Source organism: Bacillus sp. FJAT-27245 (genome assembly GCF_001273955.1).
Lineage (GTDB): Bacteria > Bacillota > Bacilli > Bacillales > Cytobacillaceae > Bacillus_D.
The window spans coordinates 3,006,090-3,030,099 of sequence record NZ_LIGI01000001.1 but is presented as its reverse complement, the minus strand read 5'-3'; the positions used below and the strand labels follow the sequence as shown (position 1 = coordinate 3,030,099).

Below are 24,010 nucleotides of genomic sequence, written 5' to 3'. Positions count from 1 at the left end.
TTTACAGTAAAAGGAAGGTTTTACGATCAGGGCTGGTTTTGCAAAGGAACAGGAGGAATAGAAGTGGAAAAAAAGAAGCTCGTTTTAATTGATGGAAACAGCATTGCCTACCGTGCTTTCTTTGCCTTGCCTTTCCTCAATAACGACAAGGGCATCCATACGAATGCCGTGTACGGTTTCACGATGATGCTGATGAGGATTCTGGAGGATGAGAAACCGACACATATGCTCGTTGCATTCGATGCGGGCAAAACGACATTCCGCCACGCTACATTCAGTGAGTACAAAGGCGGAAGGCAAAAGACGCCGCCCGAGCTGTCCGAGCAGTTCCCGTTTATCCGCGAATTATTGGACGCTTACCAGGTACCAAGGTACGAGCTTGAGAATTATGAAGCGGATGACATAATTGGAACCCTTTCGCTTGAAGCCGAAAAAGAAGGCTTTGAAGTTAGGGTCATTTCGGGCGATAAGGACCTTACACAGCTGACATCCGAAAAAACGACTGTCGGCATTACCAGGAAGGGCATTACCGATATTGAGGAGTACACTCCAGAACACATAAAAGAAAAGTACGGCCTTGAACCGTGGCAAATCATTGATATGAAAGGATTAATGGGTGATTCGTCGGACAACATCCCCGGAGTTCCCGGAGTCGGTGAAAAAACGGCAATAAAGCTTCTTAAGGAATATGAAACACTGGAAAACCTCCTTCAGTCAACGGATAAGGTGAGCGGGCAAAAACTGAGGGAAAAGCTCGAAGAATTCAAGGAACAGGCGAGGATGAGCAAGGAACTCGCGACCATTACGAGGGAAGCCCCGGTTGAAGTAAAACTTTCCGAAATGTCCTATGAAGGCTTTGACAGGGAGAAAGTCCTTGCCATTTTTAAAGAACTTGGCTTCAACTCGCTGCTGGACAAACTTGGAGAAGATATCGGTGAAGTTGAAACAGCGGCAGATTTGGTGGAAGTCGATTTCGAGGCTCCTGATGAAATTGATATAGAACTGTTTGGCGGCGAAACTGCCTTTTATATTGAAATCCTTGAGGACAATTACCATTACGCAGAAATCATTGGCATGGCCGCAGCAAGTGAAAAGGGGCGGTTTTATTTTTCCGAGGAAAAAGCCCTTCAGTCTCCCGCTTTCAAACAATGGGCGGAGGATGAAACGAAAAGGAAAATTGTCTATGACGCGAAAGCAACCGAGGTGGCACTCCGCAGGCGAGGTATCCACCTTAAAGGTATTGTATTTGATGTTTTCATAGCAAACTACATCATTGACCCTTCTGCGAATATTGACGACCTTTCCACAATCGAGAAAAAGTATGGAATTAGGAACGTCCAGGGCGATGATGCGTTTTACGGAAGGGGAGCAAAACGGAAGGTTCCCGGTGAGGAGGAACTGGCCGGGCATCTTGTCAGGAAGGCAGTTTCGATAGCCGAGCTAAAGCCACTTTTGGAAAAAGACCTGCGTGATAACAGCCAATACGAATTGTTCACCGAGCTTGAGATGCCGTTGACCCTTGTCCTGGCGGATATGGAATCAACGGGAATAAAGGTTGATCTTGCACGGCTAAAGGCGATGGGCAGTGAAATACATGATAAACTCGAAGTCATTGAAGAGAAAATCCATGAGATGGCCGGAGAAAAATTCAATATCAATTCGCCGAAACAGCTCGGGACGATTTTATTTGAAAAGCTGGGCCTTCCATCCGGCAAAAAAACAAAAACGGGGTATTCGACTTCCGCCGATGTTCTTGAGAAGCTAGCGGGAGAACATGAAATCATCAGGCTTATCCTTGATTACCGGCAGCTTGGAAAATTGCAGTCGACTTATATTGAAGGGCTCCTGAAGGTTGTCGATCCCAAAACGGATAAGGTGCACACCCGCTTCAACCAGGCACTTACGGCAACAGGAAGGCTGAGTTCAACGGACCCGAACCTTCAGAACATCCCAATCCGCCTTGAAGAAGGGCGTAAAATCCGCCAGGCGTTCATCCCATCCGAGGAAGGCTGGGTCATTTTCGCGGCGGATTATTCCCAGATTGAATTAAGGGTACTCGCCCATATCGCAAATGATGAAAAATTGATTGAAGCGTTCCGTGAGGGCGAGGACATTCATACAAAGACAGCAATGGCGGTCTTCCATGTCGGACCGGATGAAGTCACGTCGAATATGCGCCGCCATGCCAAGGCGGTTAATTTCGGGATTGTTTACGGAATCAGTGATTTTGGCCTTTCCCAAAGCCTTGGCATCACAAGAAAAGAGGCTGGCAAGTTCATTGAACGGTACCTGCAAAGCTATCCTGGAGTCCATGATTACATGGAGGATATCGTAAAAGTGGCCAAGCAGAACGGGTATGTCACAACGCTCATGCAAAGGAGAAGATATATACCTGAAATCACGAGCAGGAATTTTAACCTGAGGAGCTTTGCCGAAAGGACCGCCATGAACACGCCAATCCAGGGAAGCGCCGCCGATATCATCAAGAAAGCAATGATCGAAATGGATAAGGCGCTGAAGGATAAGGGCCTTAAAGCCCGCCTTCTTCTGCAGGTGCACGATGAATTGATTTTTGAAGCGCCGCCGGAGGAAATTGAAACGCTCGAAAAACTTGTTCCGGATATTATGGAGAATGCCCTCGAGCTGAACGTGCCCCTCAAAGTTGATTACTCATACGGGCCAACCTGGTATGATGCAAAATAGGCGTGAACATTTAGATCGAAGGGTGGGCTGTGAATGCCGGAACTGCCGGAAGTAGAAACCGTCAGGAAGACACTTGAACAACTTGTTATTGGAAAAAGAATCAGCAATGTATCGATCTTCTGGCCAAAAATGGTCAAAAACCCGGAGGACACAGTCCAATTCACCGATGCGTTAAGGGGGCAAAGCTTTCTTGAAATCGGCAGGCGGGGRAAATTCCTGATTTTTTATACCGAGGATTATGCCCTTATCTCCCATTTGCGGATGGAGGGTAAATATTCATTGGAAAAAGCCGGCGACCCGGTGGATAAGCATACCCATGCGATTTTCCTGTTCGAAGATGGTACTGAACTGAGATACCGGGACGTGCGGAAATTCGGGACGCTTCACTTATTCCTGAAAGGGACGGAATTCAGCCAGCCTCCTCTTTTCGGGTTGGGGCCAGAGCCTTTTTCCGATGAATTTACTGTCGAACATTTGGCTGAAAAGCTCGCGAAGACAAACCGGAAAGTAAAGACCGCCCTGCTCGACCAGAAGATTCTTGTAGGCCTAGGGAATATTTATGTGGATGAGGCGCTCTTCAGGGCGGGCATCCATCCGGAGAGGCCCGCAAACTCTTTGGACGGTGCAGAAGTAATGAAGTTGTATGATGAGATTGTCGCCACGCTTGGCGAAGCGGTTGAAAAGGGCGGCAGCACCATCCGTTCCTATGTGAACTCCCAGGGGCAAATAGGCATGTTCCAGCTTGATTTGCTTGTTTACGGGCGAAAAGGTGAAGCTTGCAAAAATTGCGGGACCCCGCTTTCAAAAGGAGTGGTCGGCGGCAGGGGTACACATTACTGCCCTAATTGCCAAAAGCTTTAATCGGGAAGCAGGCACTTTCTAAATCGTTGCCGGCTGCGCATTATTTTGGTATTTGGAAATTATAAGTGATCGGGGTAATCACTATGTCATTGACAATCGGTTTAACCGGCGGAATCGCCAGTGGTAAAAGTACGGTGGCAAGCATGTGCGGGGAAATGGGCATACCGGTCATTGACGCGGATGTCGAGGCGCGGCTCGCTGTCGAACCGGGTGAGCCGGCATACGAGAAAATAGTTGAATCGTTTGGGCCTGGAATCGTATTGCCGGACGGGGGGATAGACAGGAAGGCGCTTGGGGCGGTCATCTTTAATGACGATCAAAAGCGGCTTTTGCTAAACGGGATTGTCCACCCAGAAGTACGAAAGAGGATGGCTGAAAAGAGGGAAGGGGAAGAGAAGTCGGGTGCCGCAGTCATTATTCTCGATATCCCGCTTCTTTTCGAAAGCAAATTGGCACATTTGGCAGATAAAACACTTGTCGTCTATGTCGACAGGGATACACAGCTTTCACGGCTGATGGCAAGGAATTCTTTTTCAAAAGAAGAGGCGGAAGCGAGAATCGGCTCCCAAATGCCACTTTCCGAAAAAGCAGCCATGGCCGATGCGGTGATTGATAATAATGGAGAAATTGAAGAAACAAAACGGCAGCTCATTGAAATACTGGGGCGCTGGCGAAAAGAATTTGGCGTCTAGCCAGTTTTGGATACAGGCATTCCCTTTGGATGGGTGCCTGTATTTTTTATATAGCCATTTTTTAAAAGTTTCTTCACCATAAGGAGTGGTTTCCTCTTTTATTTACCGAAGGAAGTGCTGGCCACCGCTGTTCAGGCGTTAAATCTTCCTTTAGTGCCCGAAGGAAGTGCTATCCACCGCTGTTCGGTCGCTAAATCTTCCTTTAGAGCTCGAAGGAGAGGCCATCCACCGCTGTTCGGGAGTTAAATCTTTCTTTATTGCCTGAAGAAAGTCCTATCCACCGTTATTCGGTCACTATAAGCATTCCGTTAGAATCACAAGAATTCTAGGGGGGGTCAGCCCCGCTGTCTGGCTAGCACACTTGTTATATGCTCTTAAACTATTTTGAAAGGGGGTACTCTTGCTTTTCGAGGGGTTTTCTTCTTCAATTAGTGGCATAATCATATATCAGCCCATTCGTTAAAATCACTCTTTGTGGTAAAGAACCAAAAACAAAGTGAAAAAGGTAAAAAAATATGCACATTAATCATCACAATTCGATTCGATTATGTTATACTAATTATGCGAAATAGCAGATATAAGTATAACATAGTGTGGAAGGAGCCGAATCATGAAGGCGAGAATTGCGATCAACGGGTTTGGGAGAATTGGAAGGATGGTTTTCCGGAAAGCCATCGAGGAAGATAATATTGATGTGGTTGCTGTCAATGCAAGCTATCCAGCTGAAACACTGGCACATTTACTTAAATATGATACAACGCATGGCCCTTTCATTGGCGAAGTGGTGGCGCTTGAAAATGAAATTATTGTCAATGGAAAGCGCGTAAAGCTGATTAGCAATAGGAATCCTGAACAGTTGCCTTGGAAAGAGCTAAATATTGATATTGCAATCGAGGCAACTGGAAAGTTCAATTCGCGGGAAAAGGCAGCCCTCCATCTTGAAGCAGGAGCGAAGAAAGTCATCATTACGGCTCCTGGAAAAGATGAGGATATTACAATTGTGATGGGCGTAAATGAAAGCGCATTAAATATTGATGAGCATGATATCATTTCAAATGCGTCCTGTACGACAAACTGCCTTGCTCCGGTCGCGAAATTGCTAGATGAGAAATTTGGCATTGAAAACGGCCTGATGACAACCGTGCATGCCTATACGAATGACCAAAAGAATATTGACAATCCACACAAGGATTTAAGGCGTGCGAGGGCGTGCGCACAATCCATCATCCCGACAACGACGGGTGCGGCGAAAGCGCTTGCATTGGTATTGCCGCAGCTTAAGGGAAAGCTTCACGGGATGTCGCTCCGGGTTCCGACCCCAAACGTATCCCTTGTCGACCTGGTTGTTGACTTGAAAAAGGATGTAACCATGGAAGAAGTCAATTCAGCGTTCATTGAAGCATCAAGGGGAGAAATGAAAGGCATCCTCGACTTTACTGACGAGCCGCTCGTCTCAGTCGATTTCAATACAAATTCCCATTCCGCGATTATAGACGGGCTGTCGACAATGGTCATGGGCGGCAGGAAAGTAAAAGTGCTGGCTTGGTATGACAATGAATGGGGTTATTCATCCCGGGTAGTCGATCTGGCGCTTTATGTCGCAAAGCAAATTGCTTCAAAGTCGGAGATCAAAGTAGGGTAATACCGGAAAGCCGAATGTTATGTGAAAGCCGCCGTTGAAGGCGGCTTTTTGTGCTAGGTTGAGTTGGTGAGGATGTTATGTATATCCCAGATGGGTGACATTCTGGAGCTGAAAAGCGGTTTAACTGTAATGAAAATCCCGGAAGCGTTACCTTTGATTCTTTCAAGAAAACCGTGTTGGGAGGCCTCCTGTTTTTTTTACCAACAAAGGCATTTCCCCGCAAAAATACGTACCTTAGCCTAAAAGGGAAAACCCACAATAACACCAAAAACCCAGCCCTAAAGACGAACATTATCCCCGCTTTTAAAATTTTCATTTTGATAGGTTGCAAATTATATATAAACAAAGTATACTAGTCATCGTGAACTTCTTGAAATTAGGTAACAATTAATTACTTAAAGGGTTAGGACCTCTCTGGACTAACTTTCCCCCGTGGTAATTACCGGTTACCGTCAATTGTATGGTTTCAGGAATGAAGCGAAAATGTTAGAGGGGGATAATTTTATATGGAAACTATGGGACGACACGTGATCTCCGAACTGTGGGGATGCGACTTTGAAAAGCTGAATAACATGGATTTTATTGAAAAAACTTTTGTAGAAGCTGCTCTAAAATCAGGAGCCGAAATCAGGGAAGTGGCATTTCATAAATTTGCGCCACAGGGAGTAAGCGGAGTAGTCATTATTTCCGAATCCCACCTGACCATTCACAGCTTCCCTGAACATGGATATGCGAGCATCGACGTTTATACGTGCGGCGATTTGAACCCAAATGTCGCAGCGGATTATATCGCTGAAGCGTTGAATGCACAAACACGCGAGAATATTGAACTTCCTCGCGGCATGGGCCCTGTACAGGTCAACCAGGCGAAGGCTCTGTAATTTAATTTCATACTGACGAACGAATCCAAAGAGGCGTAATTGCGCCTCTTTTTATATTTTTCTGGAACTATGGGCAACTCTCATAGTTTGCGCTTTAGCATTGCGTTGGTATTCGAGGCGCATGCGCATTTTGTTCTTTGCTGAAATGTTGTACACTTGGTATAGGAGAGATCAAACCTGCAGTAAATAACGCGGTGGAGGAAGAAATTGTGCTTAAGAATTTGGTGAGGCGTTTTTCGAATGTTTGTGAAACCAGCGAAGGCAACCCTGATGGCGGGCTTCGGACACATTATTACCGTGCCGGCAAAGATTCGTTGTTCACAAGCCTGGAAGGGATTTTGGGCAAGAGGCCGGGATGCAGGATTGTGGAAGCATCAAAAGAACGAGGAGAAATTGCTTGTGAGCTATCCGAACCTTTACCGTGCTTCCTTATAGCGACAATTGTAAATGTCAGGCCGCTCGAAACAGCGGTGGATTTCCATCTTTCAACCGAGCGCCCGGCGATATTGGGGAATTACGGGAAACTGAGGGGAATCGCCCTTGATTTGTATAGGACTTTGGACAAAGCGCATGCATATATTGGCTCCGGGAAAAACAGCGATTAAACCTTGTGAAATAATCCTCTTTTATATAAGATTAAAGATGGCGGGAAAACAATTTTTACCCGGTAGCGACAGTGCGTATTGCCGGAAACAATTGGAGTTGATTGAATGAAATGCCCAGCTTGCCAAAATAGCGGTACACGCGTGCTTGACTCAAGGCCTGTCGATGAAGGGCGTTCCACAAGAAGAAGGCGGGAATGCGAGGAGTGCAGCTACCGCTTCACGACATTCGAAAAAGTGGAAGAAATTCCGTTGATTGTAGTAAAAAAAGAAGGCACCCGCGAGGAATTCAGCCGCGATAAAATATTGCGCGGCTTAATTAAGGCATGCGAGAAGCGTCCGGTCGCACTCAAGCAGCTTGAGGAAATTACGAGTGACGTGGAAAAGGAATTGCGCAGCCAGGGAACCTCCGAAATTAACAGTGAAGTGATCGGTGAGATGGTAATGGACAGGCTTGCGTTAGTCGATGAAGTCGCCTATGTCCGTTTTGCCTCCGTTTACCGTCAGTTTAAGGATATTAATGTATTTATAGAAGAGCTGAAGGAATTATTAAAAAGAGAAAAAAGTTAATGGCAAGTGAGTGGAACTCCATTACATATGCCCGAGCTAAGGCATTCGCTAAACAGGAGCGGATGCCTCATTTTTCTAAAAACAGAGAAAAGGGGTTAAGTTTATGGCCCAGCATTGGCAGGAACTTGTTCCAGTTGACAGATATATCGTCGCTTCGAACGGGCTGCTCCATGAGTATGATAGAAAAACACTTTCTCTTCTCTATCAGCCCCTAATTGGACCTGATTGCTTCAGTGTGTATATGACACTGTGGAGCGAGCTTGAGGAAAACCGTTTATGGTCCGAGGCTTCCTCCCATCATTTTTTAATGAACCTTTCAGSCCTGAACCTGAAAAGGATTTATGAGGCGAGGCTTAAACTGGAAGGAATCGGATTGTTGAAAACGTATGTCAAAAACGAGGAGGACATCCGTTCATTTATCTATGAACTGCAGACTCCGCTAAGTCCGGAGCAATTTTTCGTGGATGGGATGCTCAACGTTTACCTATATAGGAAAATCGGCAAAACACATTTCCTGCGGTTGAAGCGGTTCTTCTGTGATCACGCTATGCCGGAGCAGGAGGGGTATGAGGACATAACAAAGCCATTTCAGGATATATTTGTTTCGGCCCCATCAAACACTCTCCAATATTTACAGGACCATGCGGAAGAGCTTGATGCCGAACAAGGCCAGCAGTTCATCGGCCGGAAATCTGCCCCCACGATTCAGCTTCCGCATGATACGTTCAATTTCGATCTCCTAGTTTCCGGATTGGGGGATTCCCTTGTTCCAAGAAAGTCGCTTACCCCAAAGGTAAAAGATGCTATCTGTAACCTGGCCTTCCTGTACAATATTGATGCGCTTCAAATGAAAAATATCGTTCTCAGTGCTGTGAACGAAAAGGATGAAATAGATATTGAAGAACTGCGGAAGGCAGCAAGGGATTGGTACCAGTTCGAGAATTACGACAAGCTGCCGGCATTAGTTGACCGTGTCCATCCGGTTGCAGACAGGGTCCAGATCGAGGAGCCGAAAACCCAGGAAGAAAAACTGATAAGGTATTTGGAGACAGCCTCACCCTTACAGGTCCTGAAAGACTTATCGGGTGGGGCAGAACCTTCTACCGCGGATTTGCAAGTAATTGAAGGCGTCATGCTGAATCAGCAGCTGCTTCCCGGAGTTGTCAATGTGCTCATCCAGTTCGCCATGCTGAAAACCGATATGAAGCTGACGAAGGGCTATGTGGAACGGCTGGCAGGCCACTGGGCGAGAAAGCAGGTGCGGACCGTAAAAGAGGCGATGGAACTGTCGAGGCAGGAACATGCCAAATATATTGAATGGAGTTCAGGCACCGCGAAATCGCCTTCCGGGAAAAAACAGACGAAGCAAAAGCCAATCCGTACGGAAATGCTGCCTGATTGGTTCAATAAAGAAGAAACCACTTCCACCGGCAAAACGAGCGGTTCAAAGGAAATTGAAGCCAAGAAAAAGGAAGTTGAAGAAATGCTGAAAGCGTTCAGAGATTAGAAAGGAGGGAACTGAATGGAGCGGATTAACCAAACACTTAAAAGGCTTGCGTCCAATGAAGGATTCATGAAACGATATGAACAAATGAAAAGCCAAATCATGAATGACAGGGATGTCAGGGATTTTATTCAAAAGAATCGGGACAGCATCACTGAAAACATGATTGACAAAAGCATGGTCAAGCTTTACGAATACACGAATCAAAGCAAGCATTGCCAATATTGTGAAAGCCTCGAGAAGTGCGGAAACATTATGCCTGGCTATCATCCAGAACTTGTTTTGCAGCCAAATTCAATCGATGTTCAATATGAACGGTGCCCGCGTAAAATAATGGCCGATGAAAAGAGGAAAAACGAACGATTGATCAAGAGCCTGCACGTGCCAAGGGAAATCCTGAATGCTTCATTTGCATCCCTTGATGTTGATGGCCAGCCGGGTAGATTGGATGCGATGCAGAAGGCGGCCTCATTCGTCATCGATTATCAGGCTGGAAAAAACCCAAAAGGGCTCTATTTATATGGGGAGTTCGGAGTCGGAAAGTCATATTTGCTCGGCGCGCTTGCGAATGAGCTTGCCAAGAAGCAAATTTCTTCAATGATCGTATATGTCCCCGAGCTTCTAAGGGAAATGAAGAGTGCTATAGGGGATCATACCCTTAATGAAAAAATAGATGCTTTGAAAAGGGAACCAATCCTGATGCTGGATGATATCGGCGCTGAAGCAGTGTCGAGCTGGACGAGGGATGAGGTGCTCGGACCGATTCTCCAGTTCAGGATGCTGGAAAATCTGCCGACATTCTTTACCTCCAATTTCAATCACAAGCAGCTCGAACACCATTTAACGTACAGCCAGCGCGGGGAAGAAGAAAAAATGAAAGCCCGCAGGATCATGGAACGCATCAAGTATTTAAGTGAGCCGGTCATGCTCGACGGCCCGAACCGGCGCCAGTAAAACGTAAAACCTTTCAAGAAGCCCCCTCTTAGGCGGCTTCTTTTGCTTTGTTCAAAAAAAGCGGGGGACTTCTAATCCCTCCTTGTCCCCCATATATATGATTATAGGAATCAGCGGGACAGGGAGGGATATGGTTGGGAGAAATCATCTTCGAGAACGGGCCAGACGCCATTTGCTTCTATACTCAGTTGCAAAAGCATTTACAGGACGCCGGGTGCGGAATCGAAATTCAGATTTTGGAAGACCGCCATTGCACTAAAATACTTTATGGGTCCCTTGATAGGGATTCAATTAATAAATTTGCGCAGGCTTTTTGGGGATACCTTACTGATGCCAAATGGGACGAGTGGTTCAGAGGGATTTTGCAGGATGCGTATTATTTCAGCGATCCGGCCGAGCAGCAGCAAATTGTTGATATTATGCATTCCATCCTTGAAGGAGACAGGAGGGAGCTGTTCGTATTCCTTGGAGAAAATGGGCCGGAGGGGTATGTCAAGGATTCAATTGGCCAGATATTGCTGGGAGGAACAAGTTTTTCTTTTGATTCTTTTGTAAAATTCAGGCTGCGCCCTTTTTTTGACTATATGGAGGAAGTGGCGGCCCTTTCCATTGATGAATATAAAATGGAGCAGGAATACTTGATTTTCATAGAGTCATTGAGGGAGTTCGTCCAGGGGCGCCCCGCGCGGATGAAGTTGCTCCATGTACTTACAGGGGAAGAAATTACATTTTACGATGAAAAATTGGCCGAATTGAAGAGGGCCGACCTTGCAAAAATGATTGACAGGAAACTATTGATTAACCATCCGGTGTATGTGGATTCGTATTCGATTGCCCCGTTGCTTTCAATTGCACCTTCAACAATCCATCTTTACGCGGACGAACCGGAGATGCCACTTATCAGGACGATCATGAATATCTTCGAGGAAAGGGTCGAGCTCCATAAACCGGCTGATTTCCCGGCAAAGGCTTAGGGATGGAAGAAATGGAAGTGCCAGCTTGATTTTTTTGCGGCAACTACTTATAATAACGTACATAGCAACTATTGAAGCAAAAGTAATGATAAGGACAAGGGCGTTTCTTTACGGCTTGCAGAGAGGGAAGGATTGGTGGAAACTTCCCAGCACGAATGGAATGCTTACCCCCTTTAAACTCCAGCCGTGAAAATGGAAATGAGTAATTGCTGGCGGCCGCAGCCGTTATCTGTTCAAAGTCATTTTTTCAAACGGGCCGGTGTGCCTGTTTAAATGAAAAATTGGGTGGAACCACGTGCATAATAGCTCGTCCCTTTTCCAGGGGCGGGCTTTTTTATTTTTTGGCTCTGTTATCCTTGAATGTTGATTTCCACTCCGGGGACATGCTTTCCGCGGGGCGGACCGTGGAGCCTCCTCGGCGTCTTAAACGCCTGTGGGGTCTCCACGTGCCGCTGCATCCCGCCGGAGTCAGTCCCCTCCGTTCCAATCAACTTCATTGAAATCAAAACTCACCTTTAACTGAGCCTTAATTAAAAAATAAATCCCAGGTGGATTTTCGCCTGGCTTAGCAATAGAAGGAGGAAAAAGACATGGCAGAATTAAAAATTACGTTCCCTGACGGAAATGTGAAAGAGTACCCGAAAGGCACTTCAACAGAAGAGATCGCAGCATCTATCAGCCCTGGATTGAAGAAAAAAGCAATCGCAGGCAAGGTCAACGGGAAAATGTACGACTTGAGGAGGCCGATTGAAGAAGATGCATCCGTGGAAATCATCACCCAGGATTCTCCGGAAGCGCTCGAGGTGCTCCGCCATAGCACTGCCCACCTGATGGCGCAGGCAATCAAGCGTCTGTACCCTGAGGCGAAGTTTGGCGTCGGGCCTGTCATTGAAGGCGGATTTTACTATGACGTTGACCTACCTGAATCATTGACTCCGGAAGACTTGCCGGCAATTGAAAAGGAAATGGCCAAAATTGTTAATGAAAATGTTGAAGTTGTCCGCAGGGAGGTCAGCCGTGATGAAGCGGTTGCTTTCTTTAAGAAAATCGGTGATGAATACAAGCTTGAGCTCATTGAAGCGATTCCTGCCGATGAAACTGTCACCATTTATGACCAAGGGGAGTTTTCCGATCTTTGCCGCGGGGTTCATGTCCCTTCAACAGGGAAAATCAAGGAGTTCAAGCTTCTGAGCATTGCCGGAGCTTATTGGCGCGGAGACAGCGACAATCAAATGCTGCAGCGGATTTACGGTACTGCATTTTTCAAAAAAGAGGATCTTGCCGAACATCTTCGCCTGCTGGAAGAAGCGAAGGAGCGTGACCACAGGAAAATCGGCAAGGAGCTGAACCTGTTCACAAACTCGCAAAAAGTCGGCCAAGGCCTGCCAATCTGGCTCCCGAAAGGTGCGACAATCCGCCGAATCATCGAGCGCTACATCGTTGATAAGGAAACAAAGCTGGGCTATGATCATGTCTATACTCCAGTCATGGGAAGTGTCGACCTGTACAAAACATCCGGCCACTGGGACCACTATCAGGAGGATATGTTCCCGGTAATGGAAATGGATAATGAACAGCTCGTCCTCCGCCCGATGAATTGCCCGCACCATATGATGGTGTACAAAAATGCAAAGCATAGCTACCGTGAGCTGCCAATCCGGATTGCGGAGCTGGGGCTGATGCACCGCTATGAAATGTCCGGCGCCCTTTCCGGTTTGCAAAGGGTACGCGGTATGACATTGAATGATGCCCATATCTTCGTCCGTCCCGACCAGATCAAAGAGGAATTCAAGCGGGTAGTGAATTTGGTTCTCGATGTTTATAAGGATTTCGACATCAAGGACTATTCGTTCAGGCTTTCTTACCGTGACCCTGAAAATACGGAAAAGTATTTTGATGATGATGAAATGTGGGAAAAAGCACAGGCTATGCTGAAGGAGACAATGGATGAGCTTGGACTTGAGTATTTCGAGGCGGAAGGCGAAGCCGCATTCTACGGCCCTAAGCTTGATGTCCAGGTTAAGACGGCGCTCGGCAAGGACGAGACATTGTCGACGGTCCAGCTAGACTTCCTGCTTCCGGAGAGATTTGACCTTACGTATGTTGGCGAAGATGGAAAGCCGCATCGCCCGGTTGTTATCCACCGCGGTGTCGTTTCCACAATGGAACGTTTTGTCGCGTTCCTCATCGAGGAATACAAGGGGGCATTCCCGGCATGGCTTGCGCCTGTCCAGGTCCAGGTCATTCCAGTTTCTCCAGCCGCCCATTACGAGTATGCGCGCAAAGTCCAGGAGCAGCTTCAGATGGAAGGGATCCGGGTTGAAATGGATAACCGCGAAGAAAAAATCGGCTATAAAATCCGGGAAGCGCAAATGCAGAAAATTCCTTACATGCTTGTCGTTGGCGACAAAGAGGTTGAGGAAGGCGCAGTCAACGTCCGCAAATACGGCGAACAAAAGTCGGAAACGATGCCATTTGAAAACTTTGTTTCAATTTTGAAAGAGATTGTAACTCGATAAAAAAACAGCTGCCGGATTTCTTGTCCGGCAGCTGTTTTTGTTAAATTCGATCGTTGCGGTCGTCATCCAAAACGCTCCGCTTTTTATCGAAATCCGTGTCACCCTCCGATTCGATGTGCGCCTCTTCACGCTTGACGTTCTCAACCACCCTCTCGGTCGACTGGACTTCCTTCTTGCCGATAACGAGTTCTTCCGTTACGACAGGCCTTTTTGTTACTTCCACTTTTTCCTCCACGATCGGAACGCGGATTGTTTCATCGTCTCCAATTTCCCCGGCTTCGGCATTGTAACCATCGACCTCGCGACGCTCCACGTAGACCTCTTCACGGGATACAGGGACATTGATGGACTCCCGTTCCTCGACTACGTCCTTGTGGACTTTTACTTCGCCAGTCTGGACACGTTCCTTTTGGACGTCAAGCTGCTCTTCACGAAGCTTTAACGTACGTTCATCCTCCGTATCGAGCGTGTCGGCATAAAGCCCGCTGCGGGAAACTCCAGTACCATTTTGGTTCATATAGCCGTACCCTGTTTCACCTTCCACAGCCATCCCGGAAACTTCGGTATCCTCGAACAGGACAATCCTGCCTGCCTCCAAATCGCCCGCGTACTCCCGGGCTTCATTTTTCCCCAGTCCGAACCCGACGAGGCGGTCGTAATAGGTTGTTTCTCCCGTGTTGTCTGGGCCTTCAAAAGCAGAGGCGAGGCTTTTGAAAAAACCTCTGTTTTCCGCCGTCGCATCCCCGTCCAATCTTTCCTCCTGCAGGCCTGTCAAATTTCCGAGATGGGCCATGGTTCCGTCTGTTTTTCCGAATACGGACAGGTTGTTCAGCGTATTTCCTTCTTTTTGGTAACGGTCAATTGCTTCTATGAGTTCCTCTTCAGTGTTATACACTCCAACTACTCGTTTAGCCATTTTCTATCACCCTCCAGAAATTTTTTGGACAGCCCTCAAAAAGAGAGCGTATGTGCCGTTTTCCCTTTATATCGCGATGGAAAACAAACAAACGGTGGTAATGGCGGGTTTTTTTGGAAAAAAGTTTTCGACATTTCCAAAATTGATTGTTGAACTTTGTTAAAAGGTCTGGTACAATAACTAACGTTGCCTTTAACAAACAGCATGTTTGACACCCAGGTGGGTGTATGATATAGTTACAAAGGTGAAAGTGAATACGAAATTTAGGGAAAGAAGAAGCACCCGCTTCTCACCTGGCTGACGCCTAGGCAGTTGGCAGGTTTTACGTAACAGGTTTTTAATAAAAACCTTTTTCTGTTCGTAAAAGTGTGGGTGTATGCATCCGCGCTTTTTTTAATGCAATAAAACCTGTCCGGCCTGGTGCTGGAAGCCCTTTGCCCCGGACAACGTATTCGTTATTAAACCTTGGAGGTGGCTAACTATTAGCAAAGACATGTTGTTGAACGAAGGTATTCGCGCCCGTGAAGTCCGGTTGATCGACCAGAATGGCGAGCAGCTCGGAATTAAATCGAAATTTGAAGCCCTGGAAATCGCAGGCCGTGTAAATCTTGATTTGGTGCTTGTCGCACCGAATGCAAAACCTCCGGTAGCCCGGATTATGGATTACGGCAAATTCAAATTCGAGCAGCAAAAGAAAGAGAAAGAGGCGCGCAAGAACCAGAAAATCATCACAACGAAAGAGGTACGCCTCAGCCCGAGTATTGATGAGCACGACTTTAACACAAAGCTTCGCAATGCGATCAAATTCCTTGAAAAAGGCGATAAAGTAAAAGCATCGATCCGCTTTAAGGGCCGTGCAATCACCCATAAGGAAATCGGCCAGCGCGTTCTGGACCGTTTTGCCGAAGCGTGCAAGGACGTTGCGACGATCGAATCCCATCCAAAAATGGATGGCCGGAGCATGTTCCTGGTTTTAGCACCTAAAAACGACAAGTAACAAGGAGGACATCCCAATGCCAAAAATGAAAACTCACCGCGGCGCTGCCAAGCGTTTCAAAAAGACCGGATCTGGTAAACTGAAGCGTGGCCACGCTTATACAAGCCACTTGTTCGCAAACAAGTCCACAAAAGCAAAGCGCAAGCTTCGCAAATCAGCAATGGTTTCTAAAGGTGACTTCAGACGCATTCGCCAATTGTTGGACAATATTAAGTAATATCGAGCGATCGATTCATATAGGAGGGAAATTACATGCCACGTGTAAAAGGCGGTACTGTTACGCGCAAGCGTCGTAAAAAAGTTCTAAAATTAGCAAAAGGTTATTTCGGTTCAAAACATACATTATACAAAGTTGCAAACCAGCAGGTTATGAAATCCCTGATGTACGCATACCGCGACCGTCGCCAGAAGAAGCGCGACTTCCGTAAGCTTTGGATTACTCGTATCAACGCAGCTGCACGCATCAACGGCCTTTCCTACAGCCGTCTAATGCATGGCCTTAAGCTTGCAGGCATCGAAGTAAACCGCAAAATGCTTGCTGAGCTTGCTGTCAGCGACGCAGCAGCATTCGCGGAACTTGCAAATGTTGCAAAGCAGCAATTCGATAAATAAGAACAACTGTAAAGCCATTTCCTAAAAAGGGAATGGCTTTTCTGCTATATTATTTAGGTTGAATCAAAAGATTTAATTCAACCTAAATACATTATGCTTGTTTTTGGGGGGAGAAAATGGCCGCGGTGTACGGATATCTTTTTATTATAAATATATTAGCCTTTGCGATGATGGGGATTGATAAGAAGAAGGCCAGGCGGGGCGCCTTCCGGATCCGGGAACGGACCCTATGGCTTGTAGCGCTTGCCGGGGGAGCCGCCGGGGCAGCATATGGTATGAATTATTTTAGGCATAAAACAAAGCACTCTGCCTTTAGATACGGATTACCTCTTTTGGCATTTATGGAAATCGGCGTGATTGTGTACCTGGAGTTTCTTTAGTAAGAGATGGACATAAGTTTGCGCAAATGTTCCCTGACGGAGCCATTCCATTCAATTGAAGCATGCGGATACGATTTCGCCAATTCGCTTTTGATAAAAAGGAAATCATCATGCGTCATGCCTTCAAGCTTATCTGCATTCTTAGGCCATAGGAAAATTGAGATAACGCCAAATGAATCGCCTGTAATTCCAAGGTATTTTTCGCCTTCAAACACCGCTCCTTTGTATGTAAGGCGAAAATTTTTTCTGGGATTTGCCTTATCATCAAGGAGAAAAAAACGCTTTTGTTTTTTTGCGGATTCCAGCTTTCTTGGTAGGCTGAACATCACCCTTGTTAATTTGTAGAGAATAAAGGCAAGTAAAATCAAACCTGTTAGACGCAAAAGCAAGATTAACGCCCTCCCGTAATCGGTAGCAAGCCCGATTTTTAGTTCTGAACCTATCTATACGGATTAGAACGGAAAAGGTTACATGTTTTGGGCAAAATGATAAGGAGGAAGCCATGAAAGTAAAGAAACTATTTCACATGCAAAGAGCACTTGACGACTATATCGAGGAAAAAAACCGGCTGGAAAATGTGGATTTGTTTGATCAAAAAGTTCTTGCTCTGTTAGTTGAAGTCGGGGAATTGGCAAATGAAACTCGCTGTTTCAAGTTCTGGAGCAAGAAGCCATCGTCGCCCCGGGAAACAGTCCTTGAGGAATTCGTTGATGGCATTCATTTCATCCTTTCACTTGGGATCGAATGCGGATTCACTTCTGATATTGAATTCGCTGGCGAACCTAAAGGGAATGTAACTGAACAATTCAACGACGTTTTCAGGACGATTTCTTCTTTTCAAAAAAGCCGTTCACAAAGCGATTATCAAACCATGTTCAGCTCGTTTTTGAGCCTTGCGAACCTGTTGGGTTTTACGGAAACCGATATTGAAGAGGCATACCGCATGAAAAATGAAGTAAATTATGAAAGACAGCAAAACGGCTATTAGCAGAAAATTTTTACAAATGTTCTGCCGTTTTGTATAATGGACTGGTCAAATACATAAAAAAGGGAGTCATAGGTATGGCAAAACTGGATGAAACATTGCAAATGCTTAAGGCACTGACGGATGCAAAAGGAATTCCGGGAAATGAACGCGAAGTCCGCGAAGTCATGAAAGAATATATTTCTCCTTATGCCGATGAAGTCACAAACGATGGCCTCGGCAGCCTGATTGCCAAGAAAACCGGCAAGGAAGGCGGACCTAAAGTAATGGTCGCCGGCCACCTTGATGAAGTCGGGTTTATGGTAACCCAAATTGATGAAAAAGGGTTTGTCCGCTTCCAGCCTGTTGGTGGATGGTGGAACCAGGTTATGCTTGCCCAGCGTGTAACCATCGTTACCCGTAAAGGCGATGTTACTGGCGTAATCGGCTCAAAGCCTCCACACATTCTGACTGCCGAGGCGAGAAAGAAGCCAGTCGAAATTAAGGATATGTTCATTGATATCGGTGCAACGAGCCGGGACGAAGCTTCCGAGTGGGGAGTTCGCCCGGGTGATATGATTGTTCCGTACTTTGAGTTCACGGTCATGAAGAATGAAAAAATGCTGCTTGCAAAGGCATGGGACAATCGAATCGGCTGCGCCATTGCCATTGATGTCCTAAAGCATCTACAAGGTGAGGAGCATCCAAACGTTGTTTATGGTGTTGGTACGATTCAGGAGGAAGTCGGCCTGCGCGGTGCGAGGACAGCCGCCGCCAAAATCCAGCCTGATATCGGCTTTGGCGTCGACGTCGGGATTGCCGGCGATACTCCAGGGGTTACTGAAAAAGAAGCGCTTGGAAAAATGGGCAATGGCCCGCAAATCATCCTTTATGACGCATCGATGGTCTCCCATAAAGGATTGCGCGATTTCATCACCGATACAGCCGACGAACTGAACATTCCTTATCAGTTCGATACAGTTCCAGGCGGCGGAACCGATGCTGGCGCCATCCATTTGTCCCATAATGGCGTTCCATCGTTGGCGATCACAATCGCGACCCGCTATATCCATTCTCATGCGGCGATGCTACACCGTGATGACTACGAAAATACAGTCAAGCTGATTGTTGAAGTTATTAAACGACTCGACAAGGAAACAGTCGAGAAAATTAAATTGGGTTAACAGCAAAGCTCCCCTGACTCAGGTCATGGGGAGCTTGTTTTTTAAGATTTTTTCAATCCGCCTTCAAGTGCCTGGAGCATTTCTTTTTTCTCGTTTTCCGAAGAATTGTTCCAGATGATTTCAAATAAAACGCCAAGCCCCGGAAGCATTTTTTCCTCGCCATTCTGGATGGCATCGACAATTGTATCCTCAAGTTCCTGTTGGGTATTGTCGTGAATGTTATGGATAACAGCGGCACGCAAATTAAGGTCCATCGTTTCATCCTCCTTTTTAATTTTCATTCATCCCTATCTTTTTCTATTTCAGGTTTTAATATGTACGGCCGTTGAGCTATAATAGGAAAATGAGTGATGAAGAAAGGGGGAACAGCGGTGAAACATATCCAATCCGCACAAAACCCTCAGGTAAAGCAGTGGAAGAAGCTGGCGATGAAAAAAGAACGGGATCGGTCCGGCATGTTCTTGGCGGAAGGCTTTCATCTTGTCGAAGAAGCAACCAAAAGCCCGGGAACAGTCGCTGAACTGATTGTATCCGAAGGAACCGATATTCCTGCCAGCATTGATTATAAAAATATTCCGATGACTGTCGTTACGAAGGATATTTTCAAAAGCCTATCAGAAACAGAAACCCCTCAAGGGATCATGGCGGTATGCAGGCAGCAGTCCGGCGAAGCTTTTTTTGAAAATGCGGAAACTTTCCTCCTGCTGGATGCCGTTCAGGACCCGGGCAATCTCGGGACGATGATCAGGACCGCCGACGCAGCGGGTATTGATGTTGTCATAGCGGGAACAGGGTCCGTTGATATTTACAACCCCAAAGTGCTCCGTTCGGCCCAGGGGAGCCACTTCCACCTTCCAGTCCTGTCAGGAAGGCTTGAGGAATGGATTCCAAAGCTGATTGAAAAAGGCATAGCCGTATATGGGACCGCGCTTGAAGGGGCGAGGAATTATACGGAAGCCACGCCAGCGGAAAGGTTCGCGCTTCTAGTCGGAAATGAAGGGAATGGCGTTTCGAAAGATCTTTTGGAAAAAACGACCGAAAACCTGTACGTCCCGATTTACGGAAAAAGCGAGTCACTGAACGTCGCCGTCGCGGCAGGCGTGCTGTTATACTATTTGCGACTGCATAAGGGCCAGTGAAAGAGGAATTACAAGCAAAGTTTTGGCGGCGTTGATTTTTCCGCCGAAAGAATTTGAAACAAAAGCGGAAATACGCTATAATAGCAACTAAATTTATACAATAAAAACAATGACGGAGAAAAGTACCTTGACCGTAGCCTTTTAGGGAAAAAGTGCCCTGGACTGAAAGCACTTTTAGGCAAAAAGCAAGCGAAGTTCACCTCCAGAGTTGGCACCGGGACCATCCGCGCTGGATGTAAAGGTGCACCGGCAGAAGCCGTTATCTCAATGAAGCGAACACAAATGTTCTATACATTCGTGTTTACAAGGGTGGTACCGCGAACACAAGCCTCGTCCCTTATTTGGGATGGGGCTTTTTTTGTTGTCTAAAAGTGCACCGTACTTAACCCGGATTGATAAAAGGAGGAATATACCCATGCAGGAAAGATTGACGGAATTGCAAAAGGAAGCCATTGAAAAAGTGGCCCAGGCGTCCAGCCTGAAGGAATTGAACGATGTCCGCGTCGCCTATCTCGGCAAAAAGGGGCCTATCACAGAGGTGTTGCGCGGAATGGGCAAGCTGTCCGCGGAAGAACGCCCGAAAATGGGGGCGCTTGTGAACGAGGTTCGCGAAGCGATTGAAGCGGAAATTTCCGCCAAGCAGCAGCAGCTTGAAGAAGCGGCGGTCAATGAGCGTTTGGCTTCGGAAACAATCGATGTGACATTGCCAGGAAGGCCGGTCAGGACCGGAAGCCATCACCCATTAACAAAAATTATCGAAGAAATCGAAGACCTGTTCATTGGGATGGGCTACCAAATCGCCGAAGGGCCTGAGGTTGAAAAGGATTATTACAACTTTGAAGCCCTTAACCTGCCAAAAGGCCATCCAGCGCGCGATATGCAGGATTCCTTCTATATTACTGAAGAAACACTGCTTCGCACCCATACTTCCCCTGTCCAGGCAAGGACGATGGAAAAGCAGGGCGGCAAGGGCCCAATCCGGATCATCTGCCCAGGCAAGGTATACAGGCGCGACAATGACGACGCGACCCATTCACACCAATTCATGCAAATTGAGGGCCTTGTTGTCGGTGAAAATATCCGGATGAGCGATTTGAAAGGGACCCTTGCCGAGTTTGCGAAAAAAATGTTCGGCGATGACCGCGAAATCAGGCTGCGCCCAAGTTTCTTTCCGTTCACCGAACCATCCGTGGAGATGGATATTTCCTGCAAAATTTGCGGCGGCAATGGCTGCAGCGTCTGCAAGGGAACAGGCTGGATTGAAATCCTCGGCGCCGGAATGGTTCATCCGAACGTCCTTGAAATGGCCGGTTATGACTCGAAGAAATATACAGGGTTTGCTTTCGGCATGGGCCCTGAGCGGATTGCGATGCTGAAGTATGGAATTGACGACATCCGCCATTTCTACACGAATGATATTAGGTTCTTAAAGCAATTTTCAAGCCAGGAATAGGCCGAATTTTTGAAAAGAGGAGGATGAACGAATGTTTGTTTCATATAAATGGCTTCAGGATTATGTCGATTTATCCGGCGTAACGGCTGAAGAGCTTGCGGAAAAAATAACAAAAAGCGGAATCGAAGTTGAAGGGGTCGAAACCCTGAACGATGGAATCACTGGGGTCGTAATCGGGCATGTCCTCGAGCGCGAACAGCATCCAAACGCGGATAAACTGAGCAAATGCCTTGTTGATATTGGCGAGGAAGCCCCAGTCCAGATCATTTGCGGCGCGCCGAATGTTGCGAAGGGGCAGAAAGTAGCCGTCGCTAGAACGGGTGCTGTACTGCCAGGAAACTTCAAGATTAAAAGGGCGAAACTCCGGGGCGAAGAGTCGAACGGAATGATTTGCTCGCTGCAGGAACTTGGCATGGAAGGCAAGATTGTGCCAAAGGAATACGCGGAAGGTATCTTCGTTTTCCCGGAAAACGTGACGCCTGGAGAAGACGCCATCGCGGCGCTTAACAGGGATGACAAAGTCCTTGAACTCGGACTTACTCCGAACAGGGCGGATTGCCTGAGCATGCTTGGGGTTGCCTATGAAGTCGGCGCGATTTTGGGAAGGGAAGTAAAGTTTCCTGAAATCAAGCTGGACGAAGCCAGCGAAAAAGCTTCCGATTATATTAAAGTAACGGTCGAAGCAAAAGAAGACAATCCGTTGTACGCGGCGAAAGTAATCAAAAATGTCAAAGTCGGTCCGTCGCCGCTTTGGATGCAGACGCGCCTCATGGCGGCAGGGATCCGACCGCACAACAATGTTGTCGATATTACAAACTATATTTTGCTTGAATACGGCCAGCCGCTCCATGCATTCGACTATGATAAGCTAGGCTCCAAGGAAATACTTGTCCGCCGCGCTCATGATGGCGAAACGATTGTGACGCTGGATGATGCAAAGAGGACGCTCACTTCCGACCATCTTGTTATTACAAATGGAACAGAGCCGGTCGCGATTGCAGGCGTGATGGGCGGAGCGAATTCGGAAGTGGATTCAACTACAACGACTGTCCTGCTTGAGGCGGCCTATTTTACAGGAGGCACGATCAGGAAAGCGTCGAAGGACCACGGCCTCCGCAGCGAAGCAAGCGCCAGGTTCGAAAAGGGCGTTGATCCAAACCGGGTGCGTGAAGCGGGTGAAAGGGCCGCGGCACTCATGGCCGAGTACGCGGGCGGCGAGGTTCTCGAAGGCACTGTCGAAGTTGATACATTGAAAGTGGAACCGGCTGTCGTTTCAATTACGATGGAAAAGCTGAACACCTTCCTCGGAATGCAGCTTTCAGTGGATGAAGTGACAGACATTTTCGCTAGGCTGAAGTTCGATGTGTCCGTTGAAGGGGATACCGTCACGGTTATCGTACCGACACGCCGCGGCGATATTACGATTGAAGAAGACTTGATTGAGGAAGTCGCCCGCCTTTACGGCTACGACAACATCCCAAAAACTCTTCCAGCTGGCGAGCAATCGGCTGGGAAACTGACTCCTTACCAGGCGAAACGCCGTGTGGTCCGCCGCTATCTTGAAGGCGCGGGGCTATATCAAGCGGTAACCTATTCTTTAACAAGTGAAGAAAAGGTTGCCCAATACGCGCTTGAAAAAACAGAGGCGATCAAGCTGGCGATGCCGATGAGTGAAGAACGGAGTCTGTTGCGCCTAAGCATCGTCCCACATTTGCTTGAAGTATTGAAATACAATGGCGCGCGCCAAGCGGACAGCCTCGCAGTTTATGAAACAGGAGCCGTGTTCCTATCAAAAGGCGGCGAACTTCCAGTCGAAGAAGAACACCTCGCAGCTGCTGTAACAGGGCTATGGGTTTCAAACCCATGGCAGGGCGAAAAGAAGCCTGTTGATTTCTATGTCCTAAAAGGAATCCTTGAAGAGCTTTCCGAAAAGCTAGGCCTTGATGGCCGGGTCGAGTTTGCGCAGGCGCAGCTTGACGGCATGCATCCGGGAAGGACTGCCGACATTTTGCTTGATGGGAAGCGGATCGGCTTCATTGGCCAAATCCATCCTACCATGCAAAAAGAGCTTGATCTGAAGGATACGTACGTATTCGAATTGAAACTAGGCGAATTGCTGGAAGCTGGAATTGAGCCGCTTCACTATGAGCCAATTCCAAGGTTCCCTTCTATCACAAGGGACATCGCGCTTGTCGCCGATAAGGAAACACCGGCCGGAAAACTGCGCAGCATCATCCTTGAGGTGGGCAAGCCCCTATTGAAGGAAGCATCCGTGTTCGACCTTTACGAAGGCGCAAATATGGAAGCCGGCAAAAAGTCAATTGCCTTCTCATTGAAGTACGCGAACCCTGAAAGGACGCTTACGGATGAAGAGGTAACAAAGGTACATGAAAAAGTGCTTGAAGCTTTGAAGGAACAGGCTGGCGCCGTCCTAAGAGGATAATTTTAAAAAGTTGATGAAAT

At 47.2% G+C, this 24,010-nt stretch carries 23 protein-coding genes and 3 other annotated features; of the genes, 20 read left to right on the top strand and 3 right to left on the bottom strand.

All coding sequences use genetic code 11. The features are described from left to right. Positions 1 to 63 precede the first annotated feature (63 nt). From polA to thrS, 11 genes are all read left to right on the top strand, one after another. Positions 64 to 2,703 (top strand): DNA polymerase I, encoded by a 2,640-nt coding sequence (gene polA / locus ADU24_RS14820; protein ID WP_053368953.1) that lies wholly within the window; start codon positions 64 to 66, stop codon positions 2,701 to 2,703. A 33-nt stretch (positions 2,704 to 2,736) separates the two neighbouring features. Then, positions 2,737 to 3,564, top strand: coding sequence for a DNA-formamidopyrimidine glycosylase (gene mutM, locus ADU24_RS14815; protein WP_053367362.1), 828 nt, complete (start codon positions 2,737 to 2,739; stop codon positions 3,562 to 3,564). Positions 3,565 to 3,647: 83 nt separating this feature from the next. Beyond that, entirely contained in the window at positions 3,648 to 4,256 is a 609-nt protein-coding gene (gene coaE, locus ADU24_RS14810) for a dephospho-CoA kinase (RefSeq protein WP_053367361.1), read from the top strand. A gap of 610 nt (positions 4,257 to 4,866) precedes the next feature. Beyond that, positions 4,867 to 5,898 (top strand): glyceraldehyde-3-phosphate dehydrogenase, encoded by a 1,032-nt coding sequence (locus tag ADU24_RS14805; protein ID WP_053367360.1) that lies wholly within the window; start codon positions 4,867 to 4,869, stop codon positions 5,896 to 5,898. A gap of 506 nt (positions 5,899 to 6,404) precedes the next feature. Continuing rightward, positions 6,405 to 6,779, top strand: coding sequence for an adenosylmethionine decarboxylase (speD, locus tag ADU24_RS14800; RefSeq protein ID WP_053367359.1), 375 nt, complete (start codon positions 6,405 to 6,407; stop codon positions 6,777 to 6,779). A gap of 209 nt (positions 6,780 to 6,988) precedes the next feature. Then, on the top strand, positions 6,989 to 7,384 hold the full coding sequence (locus tag ADU24_RS14795; RefSeq protein WP_156324589.1) for a cytosolic protein: 396 nt from the start codon (positions 6,989 to 6,991) through the stop codon (positions 7,382 to 7,384). Between the two features lie 105 nt (positions 7,385 to 7,489). Further along, positions 7,490 to 7,951, top strand: coding sequence for a transcriptional regulator NrdR (nrdR, locus tag ADU24_RS14790; RefSeq protein WP_053367357.1), 462 nt, complete (start codon positions 7,490 to 7,492; stop codon positions 7,949 to 7,951). Between the two features lie 103 nt (positions 7,952 to 8,054). Beyond that, complete coding sequence (locus ADU24_RS14785; protein WP_053367356.1) at positions 8,055 to 9,458, top strand: replication initiation and membrane attachment family protein; 1,404 nt, start codon at positions 8,055 to 8,057, stop codon at positions 9,456 to 9,458. A 15-nt stretch (positions 9,459 to 9,473) separates the two neighbouring features. Then, complete coding sequence (dnaI, locus tag ADU24_RS14780; RefSeq protein WP_053367355.1) at positions 9,474 to 10,409, top strand: primosomal protein DnaI; 936 nt, start codon at positions 9,474 to 9,476, stop codon at positions 10,407 to 10,409. A gap of 134 nt (positions 10,410 to 10,543) precedes the next feature. Further along, positions 10,544 to 11,383, top strand: coding sequence for a sporulation protein YtxC (gene ytxC / locus ADU24_RS14775; RefSeq protein ID WP_053367354.1), 840 nt, complete (start codon positions 10,544 to 10,546; stop codon positions 11,381 to 11,383). Between the two features lie 76 nt (positions 11,384 to 11,459). Next, positions 11,460 to 11,701 (top strand) — a binding site (T-box leader). Between the two features lie 272 nt (positions 11,702 to 11,973). Beyond that, a complete protein-coding gene (gene thrS / locus ADU24_RS14770; protein ID WP_053367353.1) occupies positions 11,974 to 13,902 on the top strand; it encodes a threonine--tRNA ligase in 1,929 nt (642 codons plus the stop codon). Positions 13,903 to 13,942: 40 nt separating this feature from the next. On the opposite strand, the gene ADU24_RS14765 is transcribed toward thrS, so the two are convergent. Continuing rightward, positions 13,943 to 14,818, bottom strand: a complete 876-nt coding sequence (locus ADU24_RS14765; RefSeq protein ID WP_053367352.1) for a YsnF/AvaK domain-containing protein — start codon at positions 14,816 to 14,818, stop codon at positions 13,943 to 13,945. 264 nt (positions 14,819 to 15,082) lie between these two features. Beyond that, positions 15,083 to 15,218: a sequence feature (ribosomal protein L20 leader region), on the top strand. 93 nt (positions 15,219 to 15,311) lie between these two features. Here ADU24_RS14765 and infC point away from each other — a divergent pair. From infC to ADU24_RS14745, 4 genes are all read left to right on the top strand, one after another. Then, the gene (gene infC, locus ADU24_RS14760; RefSeq protein WP_053367351.1) at positions 15,312 to 15,815 is read left to right on the top strand and encodes a translation initiation factor IF-3; all 504 of its coding nucleotides are present in this window, start codon (positions 15,312 to 15,314) and stop codon (positions 15,813 to 15,815) included. A gap of 16 nt (positions 15,816 to 15,831) precedes the next feature. Next, complete coding sequence (rpmI, locus tag ADU24_RS14755) at positions 15,832 to 16,032, top strand: 50S ribosomal protein L35 (RefSeq protein ID WP_053367350.1); 201 nt, start codon at positions 15,832 to 15,834, stop codon at positions 16,030 to 16,032. A gap of 35 nt (positions 16,033 to 16,067) precedes the next feature. After that, the gene (rplT, locus tag ADU24_RS14750; RefSeq protein WP_053367349.1) at positions 16,068 to 16,427 is read left to right on the top strand and encodes a 50S ribosomal protein L20; all 360 of its coding nucleotides are present in this window, start codon (positions 16,068 to 16,070) and stop codon (positions 16,425 to 16,427) included. Positions 16,428 to 16,543: 116 nt separating this feature from the next. Then, complete coding sequence (locus ADU24_RS14745; RefSeq protein WP_053367348.1) at positions 16,544 to 16,807, top strand: DUF1294 domain-containing protein; 264 nt, start codon at positions 16,544 to 16,546, stop codon at positions 16,805 to 16,807. Here ADU24_RS14745 and ADU24_RS14740 read toward each other — a convergent pair. Continuing rightward, positions 16,804 to 17,196, bottom strand: a complete 393-nt coding sequence (locus ADU24_RS14740; RefSeq protein ID WP_231689622.1) for a sigma-w pathway protein ysdB — start codon at positions 17,194 to 17,196, stop codon at positions 16,804 to 16,806. The genes ADU24_RS14745 and ADU24_RS14740 overlap by 4 nt on opposite strands. Before the next feature lie 113 nt (positions 17,197 to 17,309). On the opposite strand from ADU24_RS14740, the gene ADU24_RS14735 reads away from it, so the two are divergent. Together ADU24_RS14735 and ADU24_RS14730 are read left to right on the top strand one after the other, a co-directional pair. Continuing rightward, the gene (locus ADU24_RS14735) at positions 17,310 to 17,795 is read left to right on the top strand and encodes a dUTP diphosphatase (protein ID WP_053367346.1); all 486 of its coding nucleotides are present in this window, start codon (positions 17,310 to 17,312) and stop codon (positions 17,793 to 17,795) included. 74 nt (positions 17,796 to 17,869) lie between these two features. Next, positions 17,870 to 18,955: a M42 family metallopeptidase gene (locus tag ADU24_RS14730; RefSeq protein ID WP_053367345.1), complete on the top strand. Its 1,086-nt coding sequence runs from the start codon at positions 17,870 to 17,872 to the stop codon at positions 18,953 to 18,955. Between the two features lie 41 nt (positions 18,956 to 18,996). Here the strand turns inward: ADU24_RS14730 and sspI are convergent, their stop codons facing one another. After that, on the bottom strand, positions 18,997 to 19,209 hold the full coding sequence (sspI, locus tag ADU24_RS14725) for a small acid-soluble spore protein SspI (RefSeq protein WP_053367344.1): 213 nt from the start codon (positions 19,207 to 19,209) through the stop codon (positions 18,997 to 18,999). Between the two features lie 117 nt (positions 19,210 to 19,326). Here sspI and ADU24_RS14720 point away from each other — a divergent pair, with 117 nt between their 5' ends. From ADU24_RS14720 to pheT, 3 genes are all read left to right on the top strand, one after another. Next, on the top strand, positions 19,327 to 20,094 hold the full coding sequence (locus tag ADU24_RS14720; RefSeq protein WP_053368952.1) for a TrmH family RNA methyltransferase: 768 nt from the start codon (positions 19,327 to 19,329) through the stop codon (positions 20,092 to 20,094). 100 nt (positions 20,095 to 20,194) lie between these two features. Next, positions 20,195 to 20,435, top strand: a binding site (T-box leader). A gap of 74 nt (positions 20,436 to 20,509) precedes the next feature. Next, a complete protein-coding gene (pheS, locus tag ADU24_RS14715) occupies positions 20,510 to 21,547 on the top strand; it encodes a phenylalanine--tRNA ligase subunit alpha (RefSeq protein WP_053367343.1) in 1,038 nt (345 codons plus the stop codon). Between the two features lie 31 nt (positions 21,548 to 21,578). After that, positions 21,579 to 23,990 (top strand): phenylalanine--tRNA ligase subunit beta, encoded by a 2,412-nt coding sequence (gene pheT / locus ADU24_RS14710; protein ID WP_053367342.1) that lies wholly within the window; start codon positions 21,579 to 21,581, stop codon positions 23,988 to 23,990. Positions 23,991 to 24,010 lie beyond the last annotated feature (20 nt).